Genomic DNA, 25,036 nt, shown 5'->3' on the forward strand with positions numbered 1-25,036 from the left:
AATTAACACTTATAAGCGCTCTTCTAACCAACTATGTACAGAGTTAATAGCGGCATCAAGGTTTTCAGGTTGACTCCCTCCGGCTTGCGCCATATCGGGTCTCCCGCCGCCTTTACCGCCTACTTGACTGGCTACATAATTAACTAATTCACCGGCTTTAACTTTGCCAACTAGATCTTTAGTCACACCAACAATAACACTCACTTTGTTATCTGCTGGTAAACCTAAAACAATGACACCACTGCCGATTTGGTTCTTTAAGTCATCGACCATTGTACGTAAAGTTTTAGATTCTACACCTTCAACTTTAGTCGAAAGTACTTTCACCCCCTTTACATCAGTAGTCTTAGACGCCAAATCAGTTCCAGCTTGAGCAGCCATTTTCTGCTTAAGCTTAGATAATTCCTTCTCCAACTCTTTGGTGTGATCAACTACAGCAACGATTCTATTTTCTAAATTCGCAGGCTCTGACTTTAATAGACCAGAGATGCTGCTAATTAATTTCGATTGATCTTGCACATATTGTAATGCTGCTTGACCAGTAATCGCTTCTATTCGTCGTACGCCAGATGCAATGCCACTTTCGCTGACTATTTTAAATAATCCAATGTCGCCTGTTTGGTTGACATGAGTACCACCACAAAGTTCCAATGAAAACGGTCCCATCGATACTACGCGCACGTTTTCGTCGTATTTTTCACCAAACAACGCCATAGCACCGGCATTTTTAGCTTCTTCTAAGCCCATTAGTTTAGTATCTAGACGATGATTCAAACGAATGTGCTGATTGACGAGTGACTCGATTTCCAAAATTTGCTGAGGCGTAACCGCTTCAAAATGAGAAAAATCGAAACGTAAACGCTCTGCGTCCACCAATGAACCTTTCTGGTTAACATGCTCACCTAAGATAGTTTTTAACGCCGCATGCATTAAGTGAGTAGCACTGTGGTTTAACTTAATTGCTGAGCGACGTTGAGCTTCAACTTGAGCATCAACAACATCGCCAATTTTAATATCTTTATTCGCGATACCTTTGTGAGCAACAGCATCATTTAGCTTAACGGTGTCTAACACGTTAAATTCTGCAGAGTCACCTTTGAGTAATCCAGTATCCCCGACCTGACCACCAGATTCCGCGTAGAATGGCGTTTTTGAAAGCACTACAATACCAGAATCACCAGCTTTGATTTCAGTGACAGCGCCTTTGTCATTGAATAACTCGACAACCTCAGCGCGATCAGCTTCTAATTCGTAACCAACAAATTCACTGCTTGATTTAGCATGAATCGCTTCATTGTAATCTTTACCGAAGTTGCTCGCTTGCTGAGCACGTTCCCGTTGTTGCGCCATCGCTTGATCAAAACCATCTTGATCGATAGTAAAACCTTTTTCACGGGCTACATCATTGGTTAAATCAGCAGGGAACCCATAAGTGTCATAAAGTTTAAATGCCAATTCTCCAGGAACAACTTCTCCCTCTAATTCTGACAATGCTTCATTGAGTATAGTCATACCTCGTTCCAAGGTACGAGAGAATTGCTCTTCTTCAACTCTGAGCACTTTTTCAAGGACCGGTTTTTGATCAATGAGTTCAGGGTAAGCTTCACCCATTTGAACTCCTAACTCGTCAATCAACTTGTAAAAGAAAATATCTTTCGCGCCCAACTTATATCCATGTCTTACGGCACGACGAATAATACGTCGCAATACATAACCGCGACCTTCATTCGATGGCATAACGCCGTCACAAATTAAAAATGCACATGAACGAATGTGGTCTGCAATCACTCGTAAGGATTTGTCTTCTAAGTCCGTTGAGCCCACAATTTTTGCTGCAGCGGCAATAAGCTTCTGAAAGATATCAATTTCATAATTGCTGTGAACGTTCTGCAAAATCGCGGAAATACGCTCAAGCCCCATACCCGTATCAATTGAAGGTTTAGGTAGCGGGTGCATGACGCCATCGGCAGTTCGGTTGAACTGCATAAAAACTAGGTTCCATATTTCAATAAAACGGTCACCGTCTTCTTCAGGCGTACCTGGACGTCCACCCCAAATATGTTCTCCGTGATCGTAAAATATTTCGGAGCACGGTCCGCAGGGGCCAGTATCTCCCATTGACCAAAAGTTATCTGAGGTTGCGATGCGTATAATTTTATCTGCTGGAATACCAATCTCTTTGTTCCATATATCAAAAGCTTCATCGTCTTCATGATAAATGGTGACTAATAGTTTCTCTTTAGGTAGGCCTAATACTTCGGTTAGGAACGTCCAAGCATGGTGAATAGCTTGTTGTTTGAAATAATCCCCAAAGCTGAAATTCCCCAGCATTTCAAAAAATGTATGATGTCGCGCTGTGTAGCCAACATTTTCCAAATCGTTATGCTTTCCACCCGCTCTGACACAACGCTGAGAAGACGTTGCTTTGTTGTAGCGTCGCTTTTCAGTACCAAGAAAAACATCTTTAAATTGGTTCATGCCTGCATTGGTAAATAAAAGCGTAGGGTCATCCGCCGGGACCAATGAAGAACTGGGAACAATTTGATGACCATGATTGGCAAAATAATCCAAAAAGGCGCGTCTAATTTCAGCGGTAGTTTTACTCATTCATTTTCCTGATTTAAAAGTTGTCGGACAAGCACAATGCTTGCTAATTAGGCTATAGGCGGCGAACGATACCACAAATGAGGGAACCTTGTTAAGCCGTGAATTTGTCAAGCTGTATTGATCATTCTCATTCATTAGGTTCGCCTTTTAAAGCAATTCGAATTTGTTCGTGATTAAAACCACGATATTGCAAAAAACGCATGCGCTTTTGTTTGTCTTGCCAATCCCGTATCGGCGTATCACCGTATTTTTTACGATAAGCTTGAATGGCTGTCTCAGCAAAATCTGTTTCACAGTCGGCAAAACTGTTTGATACTATCATTTCGTCAATATTATGTTGTTGTAACTCAACTTGGATACGTTTAAGCCCCTGCCCTTTCAACACTCTATTTCGAATAAATGCTTCGACAAAACGTTTATCACTTTGAATATCTTTTTCTGCAAATAAGGCGATTTGCTGTTTAACTAAACCGCTATCTAAGCCTTTTAATGTGAGCTTTGTGACTAACTCATGTTGACTATGTTCTCGACGAGCTAACAGACGAGTAATAGAATGATTGATGATCTTCACATCATTGTCTGACATATTAATAGCCTATCAACTTGATTCATCGGAACCTTTGTATTGTTTTTTCAATTTATTCATTCAATCGACGAAGTACCTAAACAGATCTGGGATGATTTAAATCAAAATCAAGCGCTGTTTTGTAGTTACCCATTTTTAGCGGCCTTAGAGCAATCCGGTTCTGTTGGCGGTGACACAGGATGGATACCTCATCATTTGGTAGCTTATCAGGATGAGGCGGTTATCGGTATCCTACCAATGTACAAAAAAAGCCATAGTTATGGCGAATATGTGTTTGATTTTGCTTGGGCAGAAGCATATCAGCGTTATCACAAACAGTATTACCCCAAATTAGTCAATGCAATTCCCTTTACACCTGTTACCGGTACGCGTTTGTTAACCAATAATAAAACTGACCCAGTAAAGTTATTGGAAAAAATGTACCTGTATATAAAACAACAATTGCCTGCCCTGGACGCATCTTCTGTACACTTTCTGTTCCCCTTTGAAAAAGTCAGTCAACAGTTGCAAGGCCTTGGTGCAGTGCAACGAAGAAGTGTCCAGTTTCAATGGTTTAACCGTGGCTACCAGCATTTTGATGATTTCATAGCCACCTTTACCGCCCGACGCAGAAAAAGTGTGCGCAAAGAAAGACAAAAAATTGCGCAGCAAGAATTAACCGTCAAACGCTTTCATGGCGAAACCTTAACCTCAGTAGAAATGGATTTCTTTTATCTTTGCTATTGCCAGACCTATTTAAAGCGTAGCGGTCATAGTGGTTACTTAAACAAATCTTTCTTTACAAATATTCTCGAAAATATGCGACAGAACATCTTATTGGTGATTGCTTCGCACAATGACACCCCCGTGGCTGGGGCACTTTATTTATATGATCAAACACAGTTGTGTGGTCGATATTGGGGCGCAATAGAAGACTTTGATGGTCTGCACTTTGAATGTTGTTATTACCAAGGCATTGAATTCTGTATCCAGCAAAACTTAGCCAGCTTTAACCCGGGCACTCAAGGAGAACATAAAATTCTAAGGGGATTTGAGCCGATATTTTGTTATTCAAATCACTGGTTAGATGATCCCTCCTTCCAAGACGCAGTATCACGTTTTGTTAAGCAAGAAGCCCCTGGGATTGAAGCCTATAAAATTAGTGCCGCTGAAGTCTTACCGTTTAAAAAATCACAAGACTAACGAAGTTACTACTTACGCCAGACTAACAGATGATTATTGGCCGGCATCTGAATCATATCGTCTAAGGTTAATGGCGTGGCCCAGTTTTTTAACTCAGCAATGTCACGGATACCGCCAAAACCTCTTTGTTGTAGGCTTTGGTCAAACTGCGCATTACTCTGACTAGTATATTTACCGTCAAATTTAAATGGGCCATACTGACAGAAAACCCCAGTTTCAGGTAAATTTAAAGCGACAGTTTGCATCATCAATTGGGCTTCATGAGGCTGCATAATGTGAGTGGTATTCGCACTAAAAACGCCGTTTACGTCTTGAAAAGACCAGCTATCTTTGCCAATGAAGAATTCTTCAGGAGGCAACACATTTGTGCATTTTGCTTCCTCTAACCACGCATTAATACTGGCGTGGTTGTCAGCAATATCTGTCGGTTGCCAAGTTAGATGTGGCAATGCAGGTGCAAAAAATGCAGCATGCTGCCCTGTGCCAGAACCAATTTCCAATACCTTGGTTTGATTGGCAAAATGCACAAGCAGTTGCTCTAAGATAGGTGCCTTATTATTCTCACAAGGTTGTGAAAAGTTTTTGTTATCGAACATCTGTCACCTACTATTTATAAGGTTAGCCGTTTAGATTCGGAGCAAGCCACTTCTGAGCATACTCCAAGCTCCATCCTTTACGCTGTGCGTAATCCTCAAGTTGATCTTGTTGAATTTGAGCGACTGCAAAATAGCGTGCATCAGGGTGTGAGAAATACCACCCAGATACAGCCGCGCCTGGCCACATCGCGTATGACTCAGTAAGCTGCATACCGGTCGCATTTTCAGCGTCCAATAGATCCCAAATAACTTGTTTTTCAGTATGTTCAGGACAGGCAGCGTAGCCAGGTGCAGGGCGAATACCCTGATACTTTTCGCGAATCAAATCTTCATTAGTTAACTGTTCGTCTGCAGCATAACCCCAGATTTCTTTTCTGACTTTTGCATGCAAATACTCAGCAAAGGCTTCTGCTAAACGATCAGCAATGGCTTTGACCATAATACCGTTGTAGTCATCACCATCATCAATGTAAGCTTGAGCTAATTCATCTTCACCTATGCCAGCAGTAACGGCAAAAGCGCCAATATAGTCGGCTTTTTTACTGGTTTTGGGCGCAATGTAATCGCTTAAACAGTAATTAAACCCTTTTGGCTTTTGGGTTTGTTGACGCAAATGATGAGCTACCTGAATCGTGTTCTGGCGACTATCATCGGCATAAATTTCAACATCATCACCTACACGGTTCGCAGGGAAGATGCCAACCACGCCTTTGGCAGCCAAGCTACCTTCTTCACACAGCTTTTTCAGCATATTAGTGGCATCGTGAAACAGCTTTTTAGCTTCTTCGCCAACCACTTCATCATCTAAAATTCGTGGGTATTTACCCGCAAGTGACCAAGTTAAAAAGAAAGGTGTCCAATCAATGTAATCAACCAATTCCGATAACTCAACATTTACCGTTTGCACACCTAAAGTTTTGGGTACTGGAGGATGATATACCTGCCAATCACAATCAAAACGATTTTCTCTTGCGGCAGCTAAACTTACAGGTTTAGAACGGGGCTTTTTACGTGCATGCTGCTCTCGGACGACGTCGTATTCTTTTTGCAATTGCGCTACGTATTCAGGTCTAAATTCATCCGAAATCAACTTCTGACAAACCCCGACGGCTCGGCTGGCATTAGGCACATAAACCACAGGTCCGTGATAGTTTTGTTCAATTTTTACCGCAGTATGGGCTTTTGATGTGGTGGCACCGCCGATTAATAACGGTAGATCTAATTCTAAGCGTTGCATTTCTTTTGCGACGTGTACCATCTCATCCAAAGAAGGAGTGATTAACCCTGACAGTCCGATCATATCGACGTTTTCGTCTTTGGCCACTTGCATAATTTTAGCAGCCGGCACCATTACGCCTAGATCGATAATTTCATAGTTATTACATTGCAAAACCACACCAACAATATTTTTACCTATGTCGTGCACATCGCCTTTTACTGTTGCCAACAATATTTTACCGTTGCTACTGCTTTGGTCTTTTTCAAGTTCGATGTAAGGTTCAAGGTAGGCCACAGCCTTTTTCATCACTCGGGCAGATTTTACCACTTGAGGTAAAAACATTTTACCTTCGCCAAATAAATCACCTACCACGTTCATGCCGTCCATTAATGGACCTTCGATAACATGCAAAGGTTTCTCAGCTTCTAAACGTGCAGCCTCAGTATCTTCAACGATAAAGTCGGTAATACCTTTAACTAAAGCGTGCTCTAGACGCTTACTAACTGGGAATTCACGCCACTCTAGATTCTCTTTTACAACCGCTTTGCCGTCACCTTGATATTTGGGTGCCAGCGCCAATAGATTATCAGTGGCATCTGGGTGGCGATTAAGAATCACATCTTCAACAGCGTCTTTTAATTCCTTAGGAATATTGTCGTAAACTTCTAACTGGCCGGCATTAACAATCGCCATGTCCATGCCTGCTTTAATGGCATAATACAAAAACACCGAATGCATTGCTTCGCGAACTGGGTTATTGCCGCGAAATGAAAAGGAAATATTCGATAAACCACCAGAGATATGACAGTGCGGTAGATTTTGTTTTATTTGACGAGTCGCTTCGATGAAATCAACCGCATAGTTGTTGTGCTCTTCAATTCCGGTTGCTACGGCAAAAATGTTCGGATCAAAAATAATATCTTCAGGTGGAAAGCCGATTTTTTCAGTTAATAGTTTATAACTGCGCTCACATATCTCGTATTTTCTAGCTTGTGTGTCGGCTTGACCTTTTTCATCAAACGCCATCACAACAGTCGCTGCACCATATCGTTTCAATAATTTAGCTTGCTTTAAAAAGGGTTCTTCACCCTCTTTTAAGCTAATCGAATTGACTATCGCTTTCCCCTGAACACACTTTAAGCCAGCTTCGATGACGCTCCATTTAGAAGAGTCAATCATAATAGGCACGCGAGAAATGTCTGGTTCAGAGGCAATTAGACATAAAAATCGTACCATGGCAGCTTCGGAATCCAACATGGCTTCATCCATGTTGATATCGATGACTTGCGCACCATTTTCAACTTGCTGACGAGCCACATCTAACGCTGCTTCATAGTTATCTTCGAGGATCAGACGTTTAAACATTGCTGAACCTGTAACGTTGGTACGTTCCCCTACGTTTACAAAGGTAGCACTGGTATTTTGTTGTTCTTGTGACACGAAAAACTCCTGTTAATGCACAAAGGGTTCTAAACCAGACAAGCGCATTTTAACTTCTTTTTTGACTGGAACCCGAGGCGCAATGCCTTCTACGGCTTTTGCAATTGCAGCAATATGTTCTGGCGTACTGCCGCAACATCCACCGACAATATTCACCAATCCTGATTTCGCCCATTCTTGGATATGTTCTGCCATTTCGTCTTCTTCCATGTCGTATTCCCCAAACTCATTCGGTAAGCCCGCATTAGGGTGCGCAGAAACCAGACACTCAGCTTGGTTAGCAATCTCTTCTACATACTGACGTAATAGATCCGGTCCAAGGGCACAATTGAGCCCAAATGACACAGGGTTGATATGTCGCAGTGAATAGTAAAAAGCTTCAGCAGTTTGCCCTGATAAAGTACGGCCAGAGGCATCAGTGATAGTACCTGAAATCATAACGGGTAGAGTAATACCTAACTCATCAAACACAGTGTCTACTGCGAAGGCAGCCGCTTTAGCGTTCAATGTATCAAAAATAGTTTCAATTAGAATTATGTCAGCTCCGCCCTCAATCAAACCGTGTGTCGCTTCTGAGTAGGCTGCTACCAGTTGATCAAAATTCACATTACGCTTGCCCGGATCATTTACATCGGGAGAAATTGAAGCCGTGCGGTTTGTGGGTCCTAAGACGCCCGCAACAAAACGAGGTTTATCGGGCGTTTTTGCGGTGTATTCATCGGCCGCTTTACGGGCTAACTTGGTTGCTTCAATATTAATTTCTTTGGCCAGGGATTGCATATCATAATCAGCCATGGCGATAGTGGTAGCATTAAAGGTATTGGTTTCGATTATGTCAGCGCCAGCTTCGAAATATTGGCAATGAATATCATAAATAATTTGGGGTTGACTCAATACAAGCAAGTCGTTATTGCCTTTGACATCACAATGCCAATCGACAAATCGATCACCGCGGTAATCATCTTCTTCCAGTTTATGCCGTTGAATCATAGTTCCCATTGCACCGTCAAGAATAAGAATTCGTTGCTGTGCAATGGAGTAGAGTTGTTCGGTGTTATTTTGCGCCACGCAATTACCTCTTATTTTTTACTTGGAAGATCAGCAAGATCAAACGGTGTCGTCTGATAAACATAATAGTTTAACCAGTTTGTAAACAGAAGCGAACCATGGGAGCGCCATGTTACATGATAGGGCTGACTGGGATCATCATTTTCGTAATAGTTTTCTGGAATTTTCGGCGCTAATGCATTATTACTATCACGCTTAAACTCCTGATCCAGTGTTTCAGGATCATATTCTGGGTGCCCAGTAACGCATACCATTCGTTTATCTTTTGAGGCGACTAAATACGCCCCAGTTTTTTCCGAACTGGCTAATACATTTAGCCCCTCAACACTTTTATATATGTCGATGGGAATTTCCCCAAAACGAGAATGGGGTGCATTGAACTGCGGATCAAAGCCGCGCATTAACGCATCGTGTGGTTCGTTCACATTATGGGTGTAAACACCGGAAAGCTTGTCGTTTCGAAGTTGACGATTGTGCCCGTAAAAATGAAACATGGCAGCGTGGGCCGCCCAACAAGAATATAAAGTAGACTGCACATGACGTTGTGTCCACTCCATAATAGTGGTGATTTTGTCCCAATATTTGACGTCAGCATAATCGAGGTGAGCAATGGGTGCACCGGTGATAATAAACCCATCGTAATTTTTATGAGCCACGTCATCAAAAGACAAATAAAAGGCATCCATATGGGCTTTAGGTGTATTCTTAGGTGCCTGATTATCGATGCGAATAAGATCAATATTAATCTGTAATGGCGTATTGGAAAGAAGTCGTAAAATCTGAACTTCAGTTTCAATCTTATTCGGCATTAAATTCAAAATGCCCACTTCTAGAGGACGAATGTCTTGCTTAGCAGCGGCTTCGCTGTCCATAACGAATATATTTTCCGCGTTCAAGACCCCTTGGGCGGGAAGATCACTAGGTATTCGAATAGGCATAAGTTCTCCAATGTGGTTGTAAGAAAACAAATTTCGCCTATTCACACTCAAAAGTCAACATCTTTACGTCTAGACGTCTAAACGTTTATCCGGCCTATACACTTTATACCTGAGAATTTTTATTTCACATATTCGAAATAACCTTAATTATTCTTATTCCTCACATAAAATTGGTTAACTGAAATTGGAGCAAATAATCAACTTTTAGCCATTATTGTTGTTGTTCTACACTGCTGAAATATATCCATTTCTGGTTGATAAATGCTGCTTTTCACATTGGTTAAACCTAACAGGGTGTCAAAAATATTGTCTTGTGAGAAATCAGAATTCAATTTGCTGGAAATACAGTCTTTAAAATTAGCATCCGCTAATTCAGTACTCCAGTACAACATAGGCACATGAGTTTGCTCTTCAGGGGCAATGCTGTAGGGAAAGCCATGCAAATAAAGTCCATTTTCACCTAATGACTCGCCATGGTCTGAAATGTACAGCAAGGACTTATTGGCTACATTACTTTGCTGCAGAACCGCAATAACTTTACTTAATACAAAGTCGGTATAAGCAATAGTATTGTCATATGTATTTTTTAACTGGTTTTCGCTGCAATGTTGAATATCACTTTGCGGACAATCTGGCATAAAAGGTTTAAATGTATCGGGATAGCGCCGGAAATAAGTAGGACCATGGGAACCGATCATATGTAAGACGATAAGTTTATTGTCGGATTTATGCTGGCTAATTTGTTGTTGCAATTTTTCGATAAGAATTTCATCAAAACAATAATCACCATCACACAACGGTGAGTCTTGAGTTGGATCAAAACGAATTTCACTCACTCTTTCACATACCCCTTTACAAGTACTGTTATTATCAATCCAAGTGACGTCCACGCCTGCTCGATGAATTATATCTAAAGCATTATCTTGACTACTCGCCACTCGACTTTCGTATTTGCTTCGTGGTAAACGAGAAAACATACATGGCACAGACACTGCGGTAGCAGTACCGCAAGAGCTTACCTGTTTAAAACTGAGTATTGGGGTTTGCGCCAAAAACTTATTGGTATTGCGAGTATAACCATTCAACGAAAAGTTCTGTGCACGGGCAGTTTCCCCGACCACAACTATTGTTAAGTTTTGTTGTCCTTGTTTTGACGGCTTGATCGTTGGCGATTTATCTAAAACTTTAAAGGGCAAAGGGGGATAAAAATAATTATCTCGTAAATACCTAAATCCAGAATCATAAAATGCAAAAGGGACAATATACTTAAATAAATTATGATTATTTCTGCCTACCGCTGCGTAATCTTTATACAGGAAAGTAACAGTCGAAGCAGTGACGATTAGTGCAAGCAGATTTATCGTTAACACACTTTTTATTCGGCTTTTTAAATCTCCTTTAACCTTTATTTTAAACATCAATATTGCAGGGACAACTCCCAGCAGAATAAAGTAGATAAGAAAACTAATATTCAAATAAGATGAGGCTTCACCAGAATTGGTTTCAGCAATGTTTTGAATCATGCTTTTATCAAAAATGACACCGTATTGAAAAGTTGCATAAAACAATAAGCATGACACTAGCACTGTGACCGCAGATATAGTTCTGGGAAAAACTATTCCTCCCAAAATACTAGTGATTATAATGGTTAGACTAAACAATAATAGAATAACTGAAGCGTAAAAACTCCATTGTGACAAGTTGTTAGGTTGAATGGCTGCAAATACACCATTTAAAAAACAATAATTAAATACAAATACAATAAATAACGAATTTATCGCGATAATTTGTGCGCCAGTATATTCATGTCGCATTAGCTTTAAAATTACATTCATCTTGTTTCATTTATGGTTGATTACACAAGCTATTTTAGAAGCCAAACCTTAGCTGAAACTGAAGATAAACTGATGTTTTGCAATAATTTTTTAAATAAAAACAATTCTATAATTTAATTTAAAATCTCTACTGTCTGAGTTGAACTTTTTGCAGTTATTGATATGTTTTTTTGATTCAAATAGGCACTTAGGGTTTGGGAATATACTGATATTCAATAATATTGCCCTGTGGTTTATGAAGCTGTGGTTTAGGACACCCATTTACGCGACTAGCGGTATTTAATAATACCCAATCAGTGCGGTGGGCAAACCCAAGATGTATGGCTTTATTTTTATCAAAACAAAGCCCCTCGACTAACTCAAAACTTAGCAATATAAATCGGTTTTTACTGGTTCCTATCCACTGGTAAGCCGCTTTAACTTGCTCTGCATTGTCAGTGTGATAACCAAAATGAGTAATAGGATAAGGGGAAAATAGAATAAATTGCTCGGCAAAATCGACTAGCCCAACTTCAGCATTTTGCGGAACAATATGTTGCATTTGTTGAAATATTTTTTTCGGCGTTTTAACCACTTCTAATAAACCGTATCCCCAAGTAGAGTACAAAATCCATAACACAGATATAAATAGCGGCCAGCTCCGCCACTGCTGTTGTTTGACTGTGATAAGTGTGCCCAGGAGTCCAGCCAAACCAATTGATATAAAAAAGTACCAAGGTGAAATAGCGTATTCAGTCACTAGCTTTTGGGTAAAACTGGCATTGCTTAATCCAGCCAATGCGAAAGCTAATAAGCCTAAAGATATACCAGTCACCAGTGCCCATAAAATCCAATTGACGGCCCGTCGCTGTAAAATTTGTCGCACATAAGGTGCACTGATTAAGGCTAACATTGGCAAAGCTGGCAATATATATACGCCTCTTTTGCCTGGGCTGATACTGAAAAACACTAACACGAGTACAATCCACGTTAGCGGCAGAATTACCCGGGCATCCTGCTTTTTGATTGCGCGTATCCAATGAGGAATTAACCACGGAATGAAAATGCTTAGGGGTAACCAAAAGGCAGGGATTACGGATACGAAATAATACCAAAATGGTTTAATATGATGCCAAGAATCAGCATAACGAGTAACTGTTTGTTTAAACAAAATATTATCGCGATATTGTTCTAATAACGGATTGTGGCTTAATTCAACTAATACCAACATAGGTACAAACCACAAACCTATTGCTAAAAGCATGACCAATAGTCCCAGCAACCACTTAACAATAGACTCATTATCCGGCTTAAGTATTGAGTGATAATTGCAAATAAAGCGCATAAACATATACGGAATCAATATCAATATAGGTAAAAAGCCTACGCCTTTGGTGATAACACCGATTCCCATAAAAAAACAGGCTAAATAGAACCATCGCCATTTAGCGTCAAATAGCAAAAACCTCAAGAAACCATAACAACCAAGGGTGATCCACGCACAAACCATTGCATCAATTTGCGCACTTTTAGCTTGCAGCATAAATTGAAAGCTAAACACTAGTAGTAAACCTGCTATAAAACCAGTTTCTGGGCTCCATAGCTTACGTCCAATATCAAATACTAAATAAATAGTCAGTAGTGAACACAGCGCAGAAGGCAATAAGAAAGCTATATTTAAAGAGCCGAACAATGCGTAAAAAATCGCGATTGACCACATAAATACAGGTGGTTTATCAGGATAAAACTCTGCCGCTCTGGCCGGGAAAAACCATTGACCAGTTTCTACCATCTCTTTAGCAATTTGTGCGAAACGAGGTTCATCTGCAGGCCATGGATCGCGAAATCCTAATCCCACAAAAATTAAGATGATCGAAATGAACAAAAGTACACCCAAAAGCTGCAGTTCGCGCGCATGTTTTTGAGAAGATAAATGGAACTGAATTAAATGCGTAATCATGTCACTATTTATGACCGCTCGTGGCAGCAAATTGAGCAGTATTTTGTGCACCGGTGCTAGTGATTAAGTACTTATCAGCCTTAAACTTTTTATAGACATAAAGACTTAACAAACTGGATATGGCGAGAAATACAACACTGAGAGTGATCTTCCAATAAGATTGCACCACAACCCCCTTTCCCATAAGCGCAAAAATAGCCATCTGAGGGATGTAACCAAACATAGATCCCATCACAAATGGCCAAATTTTAATAGTGGTTACTCCCGCCGTTATATTGGTAATGAGGTTATTGCCAACTGGCAACAACCTAACAATAATTGTTTTTATAAAAACTTGATTAGTCAAAAACCGATTGAGACCGATCACTTTGTTTGGGAAAAAGTGCGTGACCACAGGTTTGGCATAAAAACGAGAAAGAAGCATGGTGAGTAAACAACTCAACGTAATCGCAAACGTCGAATAAACTACACCTTCAGCAAAGCCAAAGGCATAGCCGCTTAGAAAAGCGATGAATTGTCGAGGAGCGCCCAAAGACGCCAGTAAACCGCTAACTAAAATAAAGTTAATAATCCCCTGCCATCCATTGTCTCGAGTGTGAGCATCTATCCACGATTGATTAAATGTATTAATCGATGGGATCTGAGCTAGTAGCTCACTACCAATTAAACAAATCAATAATAAAGGTATTAGACGTACAAAAACGTTGAGAAACAACTTCAAAATTTATTGCTCATGAGTTGTTTCAAGCAAAGCAATTTTACCTCGTCGTTGTAGCCACATCACACCAAGAAGATCGACAATTCCCACTCGTAGTCTTCCCAACATATTATACTTGGAAGTGCCATATTGACGATCTCTATGGCTGACTTCAACAACCACAATCTTTCCTCCAAGACGACGCACTAAGGCAGGAAGAAAGCGGTGCATATGATCGAAGTATGGGAGTTGTAAAAAGGTACTTTTGGGAAAGATTTTTAAGCCACATCCCGTGTCAGGGGTATTGTCCCGCAAAATTCGACTGCGTATATTGTTAGCAATCTTAGACTGCATGCGTTTCCATGCCGTATCTTTACGATTTTTCCGATAACCGGCGATACAAAAATGAGCACCAACTGGAAATTTTTGAGCTTCTTTTAACAAATCTGGAATGTCAGCAGGATCATTCTGACCATCTGCATCTAGGGTTATTATCAGCTTTCCTTTGGCAAAACTGACACCGGTGTGAATCGCTTTGCTTTGGCCAACAGAATACTTATGTCGAATAGGTTTTACTTGAGGGTAATCACTTGACGCGGCTAAACACAAGTTACTATAGGTATTATCATCGCTACCATCGTCCACATAGACAATTTCAAACTCATTATTACGATTAAGAACAGCAACAATTTCTTCTATCAACGGAATGATATTGTCTTGTTCATTTTTAGCGGGGATAACTACAGAAATATCCACAATATCAACTCTCCCAGACTTATTACTTTAAGTTTTTAGCAATATATCCGAGCAACCTTAAGGTTAACTGAAGATTAGATTTAATATTGTTTAACACATACAAGTTTACGATCTTAAGTAAACCTTAAGATTGGAAGCGTAAAGTTGTCACTTACTAGCATTCAGTGGCGAACAATAAATTGTGCGATTATTACTAATTGAAGATTCGGAGTCTTTGCGACGCAGTTTAAAAATAGGTTTAGTCAAACTAGGATACTCTGTAGACACCTCAGGAGATGGCGCTGAGGGCTTAAGCATGGCCTTGATGTGTGAGTACGACGGCATAATACTTGACCTAATGCTCCCTAGTATTGACGGCATGACAATTCTCGAAACACTGCGAAAAAGTAAAAATGACACTCGCGTATTAATTTTATCAGCTAGAGCCGAACCTGAAACGAAGATCACTGGGATTTTATCAGGCGCGGATGATTATTTATCTAAACCGTTTTCGTTCGATGAATTGCACGCAAGATTAATCAACCTTATGCGACGAGGTTCAACTCAGAATCATTTTGACAAAATTAAAGTCAAGGGGTTTGAGCTTAACTTGCAATTAAAAAGCATTAGTTTTGCAAATCAAAATATTGATTTAACCCCCAATGAATACAAAGTTTTAGAGTGTTTATTTGTTAACCGAAACAGAATAACCACCGCAGAGAAACTGAGCGAATATATATCAGGGCAATACGACAGTATTTCTAAAAATGCGATTGAAGCACACCTGTCATCTGCTAGAAAAAAGGCTAGAAAACTCGGTGCTGATCTCCCTATAAAGAACAAACGTGGATTTGGTTATCAAATGCTGGAAGGTGAATGAAATCCATCCGCAAAACACTAACAAGACGGTTATCGTTTTTTATTTCACTCATTGTTTTAATTGTACTTTTAGCTGCAGATATTACTGTAGATACTTGGATCTCTGACGAATTTGAGCGTTCCATGATCAACAAGGCTGGGATGCTCATGACATTTGTACGGGAGGATCACGACGGTCTTGAATTCGAATTTGCCGGTGAGTTTTTACCTGAGTTTGAGGGTACAACGGAATCAGAGTACTTCCAAATATGGCATGGAGAGGATATTTTCGAACGCTCAGACACACTGACAATGCACACAATAAGAAGTTTAGCCTACAAATCAATCCCTGTTGATTCAATCCTATCTGAAGATATTAAATTACCCGATGGTCGTTCAGGCAGGGTAATCTATTCACGTTTTATCCCACAAATTGATAGTGAATATAGAAGTGAATTACTCAACAACAAACAAGCAGACGAAGATTTTCAAAAACCCGTGTTACTCGCCTATGCAGCTTCCGTTGAAAACCTGAACTTTTATCTCTGGTTTATTGATTTAGCCTTTATCATTGCCGTAATAACTATCCCCCTACTTATCAGGTTAACCGTTAGAAGAGTGGTATCCTCGGCACTAAAACCAATCGATGAATTAAATAAAGAAATTAAAGCCATACGATTTTCGGAACAAAACCAATGCTCAAGAATAAAAGACACAGCTTCAGAACTAGTGCCTATAGTAGAAAGCTTAAATCATTTTATTAATGAAAATTACTCTCTATTTCTTCGGGAAAAAAGGCTGACATCCGATATTGCTCACGAGTTAAAAACCCCAGTTACCGAGCTGATTAACTTAGCAGAAATAGCCATTCGTTTTCCTGAAGAATATAACCTTAACTCGGAATTTAAACCGGAAGTGCTTAAAATCAGCGAACGAATGAAAAGTATCATTTCAAATCTAATGCTGATCCATAAATATAGCGTGCAAACCTTACAATGTACTGATGAGATTGACCCGTTATCGTTAGTTCAACAACTTAGTACTAAGCTTAACCAAAAGCGTATACAGATAATTAGCGCGGATCATTCACACAGCATACTAACCAATGCATTTGCATTGGAGTCAATATTAACAAACCTTCTGACCAATGCATTGCAACATAGCGTTGAAAACTCCACTGTGACAGTCGCTATTAAACATGCTAACAAAGGCCCGCTAGTGATTGATATAAGCAATATTTGTGTTAACCACTTAAACAATGAAGAACTTGCAGGGATGTTCGAACCACTGTGGCAAAAAGACACAGCCAGGACTTCAACCGAAAACTTTGGGTTAGGACTGACAATAGCCAAAACGCTAGCTAATGGAATTGGTTCAGAACTTACGGTGACAGGCGATATGCAACATATTACATTTCAATTAATCTTAAATCAGCAGAGCACTGATTAGAATGCCTATGCAACCTAGTAACTAGGCTGCACTTTATTCAAAAAACTTGGGGTTAAAAGTAAAGTCACTAATATGAGGCGCCCACTAAATAGCAGTTTTAAGATTGCTTTTCTTCATCACGTAAGGTTAGCACTTCATATCCAGTTGGAGTCACTAACACAGTGTGTTCCCATTGGGCTGACAACTTTTTATCTTTGGTGATAACCGTCCAGCCATCTTTTTTCAATTTGGTTTTAAATGAGCCTTGATTGATCATAGGTTCAATCGTAAATGTCATACCTTCTTGCAATACAACACCTGAGTTAGGTTTTCCTATATGTAAAACCTGCGGTTCTTCGTGCATCTCGCGACCTATTCCATGTCCGCAATAATCGCGCACCACACTGAATCCATGTTTTTCTGCATGTGTTTGAATTGCATGCCCAATATCGCCAAGGGTATTACCAGGCTTGACCGATTTGATGCCTTGCCACATTGCTTGGTAAGTAACATCGACTAGTTTTTTAGCAATAGGCGATACATTGCCAATCATATACATTTTGCTACTGTCAGCAATATAGCCATTTTTCTCTAAGGTAATATCAATGTTAACGATATCTCGTTCCTTAAGCTTTTTCCCTATCGATGGTACGCCGTGACATACAACCTCATTGATAGATGAATTTAACGTATATTGATAACCGTATTGACCTTTACTGGCAGGCCTTGAATGCAACGAATTTACAATATAATCATCAACCAAATCATTAATTTCCATGGTGGTCACGCCTGCTTTTATAAAGCTATCTAAGACTGCAAAAACACTTGCTAATAGCCTTCCTGACTCACGCATAAATGCTATTTCTTGGTGCGACTTGATGTTGATATTACTCATTGACTAATTTCACTGTGGTGACATTTTGACTACGCATTTCACGCTGCAGAATTTGTTCGTAAGTTAAAGTTGGATTTTGCTCCGCTAAGCGCCCGATTTTCAGCCAAAATTCAGCCTGTGAATTGATTGACCTTTCCATTACAGCACTATTTTTTCGAACTTCTTCATGCAATTCATTCGAAATTTTTACTATGCCCATACCTCCCCCCGGATATACATTATGCTACAAAACGTAGTATATCGTATATTTATTGAAAAAGTTAAGTGAAATGAATTATAAATTAGCGGATCAGGAAAATTCCCATTTCTTGGTTTTCATATAGGCTTTTGAAAACAAGCCTCTAATGTAATGACTTGTGTGAAATAAAAGGTGAAAATATACCGTCAATGATTTCCTCGGTCGGCACTTGTCCACCATACACTCTTATATAAGTTCGAAGTCCTGAAAAGTTAATCTGTACATGGCGAGCAATGTTTTTACTGTGATAATTTTTATCTAACTCCCCTAAAGATTGCGCTTCAATAATCAGTGACTCAAAACTGCTTTCCATGGCTTTTAATGACATTCTGGCTTGTTCTAATAACTCCGAATTATCATCGGTTAACTCTGCTATCGTTTTAGCCAATAAACAAATACTGCAAGGAGAAGACATTTGATTTTCAGCGACTCTGTGTAGCATAAACATTTTGAGTGCGGCCAGCGGAGAGGTAGCTTTGTTGCGACATTGTTTAAGATGCTCTGACCCTATCTGGGTGTAACGAATAAGCGCTTGTTTAAATAAACCTTCTTTGCTACCAAATGCTGCATAAATACTGCCTGGACGCATATCAATTTCATTCTGTAATGTGCGCATGGAAGTGCCATGAAAGCCTCGATTCCAATAAAGTTGTAGGGCTTTATCAATCACTTCATCTCGGTTAAATTTTGTATTACTTGCCACTTACAACCTCCTTTTGAACAACTGTTCAATATTAACTTGAACGATTGTTCAAAGCCAGATATATTGCGCTAATCAAGTTAATCGTTTTAACTTGATATTATTCAACAGATTTAAATTCGAACCGATTATGGTTGTCTTCGGTGAAATTTAATCACCCAAGTTCAACTAATTTCCCACCTAAATTAATGTAGCGAGTATCCATGTATTTTAAAGTGTTATCCCAATACTTCCGTTTTTTACTATTGAGCCTAGTTTTAGTTGGTGTGAGCTTTAACAGCCAAGGCGCAAGCAAACCTAAGATCATTGTTTTTGATGTTAATGAGACCTTGCTTGATCTGGAATCCATGCGCACATCCATTGCAAAAGCATTGCATGGAAACGACGATTTAATCAGCTTGTGGTTTTCAACTATGCTGCATCATTCACTGGTCACCACTGTGACGGGCGAATATCATGATTTTGGTAAAATTGGCGTCGCAGCATTGATGATGGTTGCAGAGAGTAACAATATCGAGATTACCCAAGAGCAGGCCTTAACAGCAATTAAAAGCCCGTTGTTATCGTTGCCACCTCATCCCGATGTGAAAGCAGGTTTAGCCGCATTAAAAGCCGAAGGCTACATGCTCGTCAGCTTAACTAATTCATCCAACAAGGGAGTAGAGACACAGTTCAAGAATGCCGGTTTAACCGAGTTTTTTGATAAACGTCTAAGCATCGAAGATATTAAAATCTACAAACCTGACTTAAGATCATATGCATGGGCATTAGAAACCTTAGGGGTAAAACCAGAAGAAACATTGATGGTTGCCGCCCATGGCTGGGATGTGGCGGGAGCTAAAGCCGCTGGCATGCAGACCGCGTTTATTGCCCGTAAAGGCAAAGCACTTTATCCACTTGCTGAAAAGCCAGATTATATTGTTGAAGATCTGCAGCAACTGGTAACGATTTTGGAATCAAAATAAAAACGTCAATAATGCAAATGAGCAATCTGAATTATTCAACAATGGGTGTTAATAGGCACTGATAACATTCGCTCATATCAGATATTACAGTTTGAATGAATAGACCTTTTTCCTTCAACTAAGCTGATATGAGCGAATAACAACACCGACCTTTGTTTCACCTAACCTAATAATGCCAGTGTTAAAACTTTTTTGTAAAATGCATTTGTTTAAAAAGACGTTTTATCTATTTATTTCAAAAGCAGAATCTTTTCGAGTAAGCCAGTCTTTTAATATGGCTTGGGTAATTATCGGCCGATCAGAATAGAAGCCATGTGCTCCTCCTGGCACCACAGCCAGTTCAGCACCCGACGTCAGTTTGATATAGTCTTGCACGGTATCAATGCGCGCCGAGTCATATTGGCCAATCATAAAAAGAGTGCGGCTGCCATCAATCTCAGTCAATAAATGGGTGGCATCGTAGTGTTTAAGCACACCTGTAGAAGAAAACTCACTTGGTCCCCACATTTGATTATAAATAAGCGGATTAAACCCTTTTCCACCAACGTTTTCGTAGTACGCTAAAGCCGCTTCAGTGGTTGGTTTAGGCTGGTAATAAGGTGAATACAAAACGGTATAGGCATTATCACAAATATCTTTTTTCGGAGGCGAGTCAGATTCACATTGTTTAAGGGTTTCTCTTATTGTTTCCGGGGCTGCTTTTACAAGCAAGTTGGCATCCATGATCCAGTGCGGCGTAGAGATAAATGTCCCCCCCAAAACTGTGGAGACAGTATGCTGCGGGTATTTAGCCGTATATTCGAGGGCCAGCGCAGAGCCCCAACTATGTCCAACCACATGCCAGCGTTCAATTTTAAGTGCTAGGCGTATTTTATCCAATGATTCAACAAAGCGTTCAACTCGCCAATTTTCGGGATTGTTAGGCTGTTCAGATTTACCACTGTCGAGCTGATCATACATTATAACCATACGCTCATTCGCCAGCCCCAGCATTTCAGCAAAGCCGTTATGTGCGCCACCAGGCCCTCCATGAACAAAAATAACAGGATAAGCATCACTGTGAGACAGGCCATTTAGCCGGACATACACTTTACCGCCTTCGACTTCGACCATTAATTCCTGTTCAGGTGGACCAAAAGGCTCTGTGATATTTGTGCTGCTTTGGGCCTCAGTACCTGTTGCTACCAATGGCACCAGGGTGAATTGAACAGCCATTAAAAAAGCCAGTAGGTGTAAAACAGTGGTTTTCATAAATGTATATCTCATTAGAGGAATATTAGTGACTGCATAGCGGAATAACACCATGTTAAATCAACTTATCAACGATAAAGGTAATCTGCTGATATTACACAACACATTGATTAGTTATCCCATAAACCAACAACCACGACAAGGGAAAAAGGTTTTTAAGAGTAGATTGAAATAAATGCCGATAACAGAGGTTAGGGAAATTTTACTGGGATTTTTTCACCGCAATTAACAATTCAGCTTCTGCCCGTGGAAGCTCACATTCTCGCATAAGTTCTTCTACGCTTGCGCCTGCGTCGGCCATTTTAGCAGCTTGGGAATACAATTTAGTTTCTGGATCTAGATACTCAATTTCTTCTAACTTATCTTGCATCAATCCGATTTTAAGCACTAAATCCTTTACTTTCGCTGCAACACCCATGGCTCCGGAGCGCACTTCATGCAACTCTTCTTGTGCGTGTGAAATTTGCTGTTGTAGAGTGTGAATTTGCAGCATTAACTCATCGACACGCTGCTTGTTTTTTTTATCTCGATTAGCAAAAACGTAAGTAACTATGCCAATCAGAATAACCAAAAACACCAACGTTGCGATGGATGCATATTGCCAAGTAAGCATTTAGGTATGCCTTTTACACAAAATCAAACGAATTATAATCCACTAATTTCGTCCCACTCTTCATCACTTAGCAATTTATTTAAATCTACTAATATAAGCAATTCGCCGTCACGATTACTGACACCTTGAATAAATTTAGCACTTTCTTCGGTGCCAACATTGGGTGCGCTATCAATTTCAGAAGAACGTAGGTAAACAACTTCAGCGACACTATCAACCAAAATGCCCACCACTTGTTCTTCAGACTCAATAATGACTATACGGGTGCTGTCAGTGATGTCATGGGGTGGAAGACCAAAACGAGTTCGAGTATCAATCACAGTTACAACATTGCCCCGCAAATTGATAATACCAAGCACATAATCTGGTGCACCGGGAACAGGAGCGATTTCTGTATGCCTAAGTACTTCTTGTACTTGCATAACATTAATTCCGTAGGTTTCGTCACCTAATCGATATGTTACCCATTGCAGTACTTCATCGTTGCTATCGGCGGCTACATTTTTAGTACTTCTTTCATCACTCATATGACTCGCTCCCTACAAGCTGCGTCTACTTATCATTGCTATTTTGGCCCTTGTCGAGCAATTTAATCAACTGCTTCACATTAACAAGTGCACACATTTTATCTTTTACCATGCCAGCCAGCCAAGGGCGTTTATTATTCGCTTTTCGCCACTTCACATCAGTGGGTGCTAACGTCGATGTGGTAATCAAACGTTCGCAAGCCAATCCCCAGCCACTTGAATCTAGCATAATAAGATATTGATAATTTAATGATTCTGCCAGTTCATCATTATATTTTTCAGGCATTACCCACAATGCGGTATCAACAACGCTTAATTTTTCATCTCTATGCAGCATAACACCTTTAAACCATTTAGGTTTACCAAACAAGGGGCCTACTTTTTGGATTTTATGTATGCCGCCTAACTCCGTTAAAGGTAATGCTAAGGTTAATCCTGCCACTTCAAAAAATAGTGCTTGAAAATCTTTAGTCGGAATAAAAGACGCTTCAACTTCCTTTGCCTTGACTGACGAAGACTCTTTATTTTCGACCAAAACACTGGTTTCTTTAATTTCCGGCAACGGATTCGGTTCGCAGAAAGTCGGCTCTTCAAGGGATTCTTGAACGGCCGCAACATCTGCTGTGGCCAAGAGCTTAGCAACACTTTCGAGTTGCTCCCTATCCTCTTCTACCTCTTCAGTCAGTAATGATGTTAGATAATCTTCTACAACGTCTTCTTTTGCAAAGGTACCTTTACTCATGTGATGTAATCGACTTTAGTTTGAAGTTGCGACAATAAATTTTTATACGCAAAAACGCCTCGGGTTTTAGGACTAAATAACGACGGAGGAGATTGTGCCTGACTCGCGTCTCGAAAGCGCGTATCAACAGGAATGATGCCAGACCAAACTCTGCCTTTGTTATTATCGCACAGATCTTTATATGCATCTGACGCCGCGTTAACACGCTTATCATACATTGTAGGTACAATAATATAATCAAAATCGCGTTTTTGCGACCTCGACATAATTTTTAATGTATGCATCATTCGCTGCAACCCTTTAAGCGCAAGAAACTCGGTTTGCACTGGCACTATTAATTTGTCACATGCGGCTACAGCATTCACCATCAATACACCTAATACAGGAGGACAATCAATTAAAACATAATCAAATTCATCTTCAATTTTTGCAAATGCTTTTTTTAATATCAGACCCATGCCAGGCCTAGTACCCATGGTTCGATCTAACGTTGCTAGCGCCATTGAAGAAGGCAAAATAAATAGCGAATCGAGTTTGGTCGAACACAAACTATCCAACACTTTATCTTTGTCTAACCCGTCACCAGCAATAAAAACATCATGGACACTATGCGATAACTCCTCAGCATCCACACCAAAATAATAGCTCAAAGATGCTTGCGGATCCGTGTCAACCAATAGAACACGTTTCCCTTGTTGTGCCAAAATTCCACCTAAAGTGACAGTCGTGGTGGTTTTTCCAACTCCACCTTTTTGGTTAGCAACAGCCCAAACTATCACAAGCGATCTCTTTCTACTCGATATCCAATAGTGTTCATTTTATTTGCATTTCCAACACTATACTCTTGGCAATATCAAATATTGGTATATTTCGTTCTGAGATATTGGCTTTCGTCACGGCTTGTGGCATGCCATAAACCACGCAAGTTTGCTCGTCTTGCGCCCAAATTTTAGCGCCTTTTTGTTTTAATGCTGCGCAGCCTTCTTTTCCATCAGAGCCCATTCCCGTTAATATTATGCCCAACACATTGCCAGCGTAAACCTGACTTATCGACTGAAACGTTAAATCAACGCTAGGTTTAAACAGATGATGAGCCTGGTCGTGAGTTTCTACGATATTAACGGTGGCATTGCGACTTGAACCTTCAATTAACATTTGCTTCCCGCCGGGAGCTAAATACGCACAACCTTTGACTAAACGTTCTCCATGAGTCGCTTCTTTGACGGTAATTTTACAATTGTGATTTAATCTATCAGCAAAGGCTTTAGTGAAACTACCGGGCATATGTTGTACAAGAATAATCGGATGTGGAAATGTTTCAGGCAGTTCAGTAAGTATCTTCTGTAAAGCCACTGGTCCCCCAGTAGAAGTACCAATTGCTAATAGTTCGTAACGTTTACCTGATGAACGGCGAATAGTTGAAAATGACTCTTTAACATCAGTTTGCGATGCTGCCGGTGCAACGGCAACACTTGAACTTCGCATAAATATTTGGGTTTTCGCCGTGGTTCCGGGAGAATTAAACGCTGTTTTCGAGGCTGTTGAATAACGTCTTGCCACTAGTCCACGCTTTGCAGCAAGAGTCCGTACCCTATTTTGCAGCAATTCAACAGACTCTTTGCTATTTCTGGCAATGTCTTCAAACTTTTTAGGTAAAAAGTCCAAGGCTCCAGCATCTAACGCGTCTAAGGTTGCTTTCGCGCCATCAGATGTCAACGACGAAAACATTAGAATCGGTAAAGGCTGAATTTGCATGATACGCTTGACCGCGGTAATGCCATCCATTACTGGCATTTCAACGTCCATAGTGACAACGTCGGGTTTTAGCTCAGTCACCATTTTAATGGCTTCTTCACCGTTTCGAGCAATACCAATGACTTCCAACAGACGATCTTGATTTAGGATATCTTTTACGCGTCGGCAAAAAAAACTTGAGTCGTCAACTACTAATACCCTGTATGCCATCGCGAAAAAGCG

Annotated in this window: 23 protein-coding genes; 4 read left to right on the forward strand and 19 right to left on the reverse strand. The window is 40.2% G+C overall.

Annotated elements, in window-relative coordinates:
• Window positions 1-9: 9 nt before the first annotated feature.
• Window positions 10-2,607, reverse strand: a complete 2,598-nt coding sequence (gene alaS, locus Q4567_RS04070) for an alanine--tRNA ligase (RefSeq protein WP_303499463.1) — start codon at window positions 2,605-2,607, stop codon at window positions 10-12.
• Window positions 2,608-2,734: 127 nt separating this feature from the next.
• Window positions 2,735-3,193, reverse strand: a complete 459-nt coding sequence (locus Q4567_RS04075) for a regulatory protein RecX (RefSeq protein WP_216050091.1) — start codon at window positions 3,191-3,193, stop codon at window positions 2,735-2,737.
• 39 nt (window positions 3,194-3,232) lie between these two features.
• Here Q4567_RS04075 and Q4567_RS04080 point away from each other — a divergent pair, with 39 nt between their 5' ends.
• Window positions 3,233-4,375, forward strand: coding sequence for a GNAT family N-acetyltransferase (locus Q4567_RS04080; RefSeq protein ID WP_303499466.1), 1,143 nt, complete (start codon window positions 3,233-3,235; stop codon window positions 4,373-4,375).
• An 8-nt stretch (window positions 4,376-4,383) separates the two neighbouring features.
• On the opposite strand, the gene Q4567_RS04085 is transcribed toward Q4567_RS04080, so the two are convergent.
• The 8 genes from Q4567_RS04085 to Q4567_RS04120 all read right to left on the reverse strand — a co-directional run bounded on the left by Q4567_RS04085 (window position 4,384) and on the right by Q4567_RS04120 (window position 14,863).
• The gene (locus tag Q4567_RS04085) at window positions 4,384-4,971 is read right to left on the reverse strand and encodes a DUF938 domain-containing protein (RefSeq protein WP_303499468.1); all 588 of its coding nucleotides are present in this window, start codon (window positions 4,969-4,971) and stop codon (window positions 4,384-4,386) included.
• 22 nt (window positions 4,972-4,993) lie between these two features.
• The gene (metH, locus tag Q4567_RS04090; protein WP_303499470.1) at window positions 4,994-7,630 is read right to left on the reverse strand and encodes a methionine synthase; all 2,637 of its coding nucleotides are present in this window, start codon (window positions 7,628-7,630) and stop codon (window positions 4,994-4,996) included.
• Between the two features lie 12 nt (window positions 7,631-7,642).
• Complete coding sequence (locus tag Q4567_RS04095; RefSeq protein WP_216050087.1) at window positions 7,643-8,698, reverse strand: homocysteine S-methyltransferase family protein; 1,056 nt, start codon at window positions 8,696-8,698, stop codon at window positions 7,643-7,645.
• A gap of 11 nt (window positions 8,699-8,709) precedes the next feature.
• Complete coding sequence (gene metA / locus Q4567_RS04100) at window positions 8,710-9,636, reverse strand: homoserine O-succinyltransferase (protein WP_216050086.1); 927 nt, start codon at window positions 9,634-9,636, stop codon at window positions 8,710-8,712.
• 197 nt (window positions 9,637-9,833) lie between these two features.
• Complete coding sequence (locus tag Q4567_RS04105; protein ID WP_216050085.1) at window positions 9,834-11,471, reverse strand: phosphoethanolamine transferase; 1,638 nt, start codon at window positions 11,469-11,471, stop codon at window positions 9,834-9,836.
• 187 nt (window positions 11,472-11,658) lie between these two features.
• On the reverse strand, window positions 11,659-13,335 hold the full coding sequence (locus Q4567_RS04110; protein ID WP_303499473.1) for a glycosyltransferase family 39 protein: 1,677 nt from the start codon (window positions 13,333-13,335) through the stop codon (window positions 11,659-11,661).
• A 79-nt stretch (window positions 13,336-13,414) separates the two neighbouring features.
• Window positions 13,415-14,131 carry a TVP38/TMEM64 family protein gene (locus Q4567_RS04115; RefSeq protein WP_252729371.1) on the reverse strand — a complete coding sequence of 239 codons (717 nt, stop codon included), beginning with the start codon at window positions 14,129-14,131 and terminating at the stop codon, window positions 13,415-13,417.
• 3 nt (window positions 14,132-14,134) lie between these two features.
• Entirely contained in the window at window positions 14,135-14,863 is a 729-nt protein-coding gene (locus Q4567_RS04120; protein ID WP_216050083.1) for a glycosyltransferase family 2 protein, read from the reverse strand.
• 181 nt (window positions 14,864-15,044) lie between these two features.
• Here Q4567_RS04120 and Q4567_RS04125 point away from each other — a divergent pair, with 181 nt between their 5' ends.
• The gene (locus tag Q4567_RS04125; RefSeq protein WP_216050082.1) at window positions 15,045-15,722 is read left to right on the forward strand and encodes a response regulator transcription factor; all 678 of its coding nucleotides are present in this window, start codon (window positions 15,045-15,047) and stop codon (window positions 15,720-15,722) included.
• Window positions 15,719-17,149: a HAMP domain-containing sensor histidine kinase gene (locus tag Q4567_RS04130; protein ID WP_303499475.1), complete on the forward strand. Its 1,431-nt coding sequence runs from the start codon at window positions 15,719-15,721 to the stop codon at window positions 17,147-17,149. Before Q4567_RS04125 ends, Q4567_RS04130 begins: the two co-directional genes overlap by 4 nt.
• A gap of 97 nt (window positions 17,150-17,246) precedes the next feature.
• Here Q4567_RS04130 and map read toward each other — a convergent pair whose 3' ends face one another.
• The 3 genes from map to Q4567_RS04145 form a co-directional block, all read right to left on the reverse strand.
• Window positions 17,247-18,023, reverse strand: coding sequence for a type I methionyl aminopeptidase (gene map, locus Q4567_RS04135; protein WP_216050080.1), 777 nt, complete (start codon window positions 18,021-18,023; stop codon window positions 17,247-17,249).
• Complete coding sequence (locus Q4567_RS04140; RefSeq protein WP_216050079.1) at window positions 18,016-18,222, reverse strand: ParD-like family protein; 207 nt, start codon at window positions 18,220-18,222, stop codon at window positions 18,016-18,018. Before Q4567_RS04140 ends, map begins: the two co-directional genes overlap by 8 nt.
• Window positions 18,223-18,364: 142 nt before the next feature.
• Window positions 18,365-18,964, reverse strand: coding sequence for a TetR/AcrR family transcriptional regulator (locus Q4567_RS04145; protein WP_216050078.1), 600 nt, complete (start codon window positions 18,962-18,964; stop codon window positions 18,365-18,367).
• A gap of 200 nt (window positions 18,965-19,164) precedes the next feature.
• On the opposite strand from Q4567_RS04145, the gene Q4567_RS04150 reads away from it, so the two are divergent.
• Window positions 19,165-19,926, forward strand: coding sequence for a haloacid dehalogenase type II (locus Q4567_RS04150; RefSeq protein WP_303499478.1), 762 nt, complete (start codon window positions 19,165-19,167; stop codon window positions 19,924-19,926).
• 222 nt (window positions 19,927-20,148) lie between these two features.
• Here Q4567_RS04150 and Q4567_RS04155 read toward each other — a convergent pair whose 3' ends face one another.
• The 6 genes from Q4567_RS04155 to Q4567_RS04180 form a co-directional block, all read right to left on the reverse strand.
• The gene (locus Q4567_RS04155) at window positions 20,149-21,177 is read right to left on the reverse strand and encodes a proline iminopeptidase-family hydrolase (RefSeq protein WP_252729370.1); all 1,029 of its coding nucleotides are present in this window, start codon (window positions 21,175-21,177) and stop codon (window positions 20,149-20,151) included.
• Window positions 21,178-21,379: 202 nt separating this feature from the next.
• The gene (locus Q4567_RS04160) at window positions 21,380-21,790 is read right to left on the reverse strand and encodes a DUF2802 domain-containing protein (protein ID WP_216050076.1); all 411 of its coding nucleotides are present in this window, start codon (window positions 21,788-21,790) and stop codon (window positions 21,380-21,382) included.
• A gap of 32 nt (window positions 21,791-21,822) precedes the next feature.
• Entirely contained in the window at window positions 21,823-22,317 is a 495-nt protein-coding gene (locus Q4567_RS04165; RefSeq protein ID WP_216050075.1) for a chemotaxis protein CheW, read from the reverse strand.
• Window positions 22,318-22,342: 25 nt separating this feature from the next.
• Complete coding sequence (locus tag Q4567_RS04170; protein WP_216050074.1) at window positions 22,343-23,059, reverse strand: chemotaxis protein CheW; 717 nt, start codon at window positions 23,057-23,059, stop codon at window positions 22,343-22,345.
• Window positions 23,056-23,838, reverse strand: a complete 783-nt coding sequence (locus Q4567_RS04175) for a ParA family protein (RefSeq protein WP_216050073.1) — start codon at window positions 23,836-23,838, stop codon at window positions 23,056-23,058. Before Q4567_RS04175 ends, Q4567_RS04170 begins: the two co-directional genes overlap by 4 nt.
• Before the next feature lie 34 nt (window positions 23,839-23,872).
• A complete protein-coding gene (locus Q4567_RS04180) occupies window positions 23,873-25,024 on the reverse strand; it encodes a chemotaxis response regulator protein-glutamate methylesterase (protein ID WP_303499480.1) in 1,152 nt (383 codons plus the stop codon).
• Window positions 25,025-25,036: the final 12 nt, after the last annotated feature.

The organism is Aliiglaciecola sp. 2_MG-2023 (assembly GCF_030548145.1).
Taxonomy (GTDB): Bacteria; Pseudomonadota; Gammaproteobacteria; order Enterobacterales; family Alteromonadaceae; genus Aliiglaciecola; species Aliiglaciecola lipolytica_A.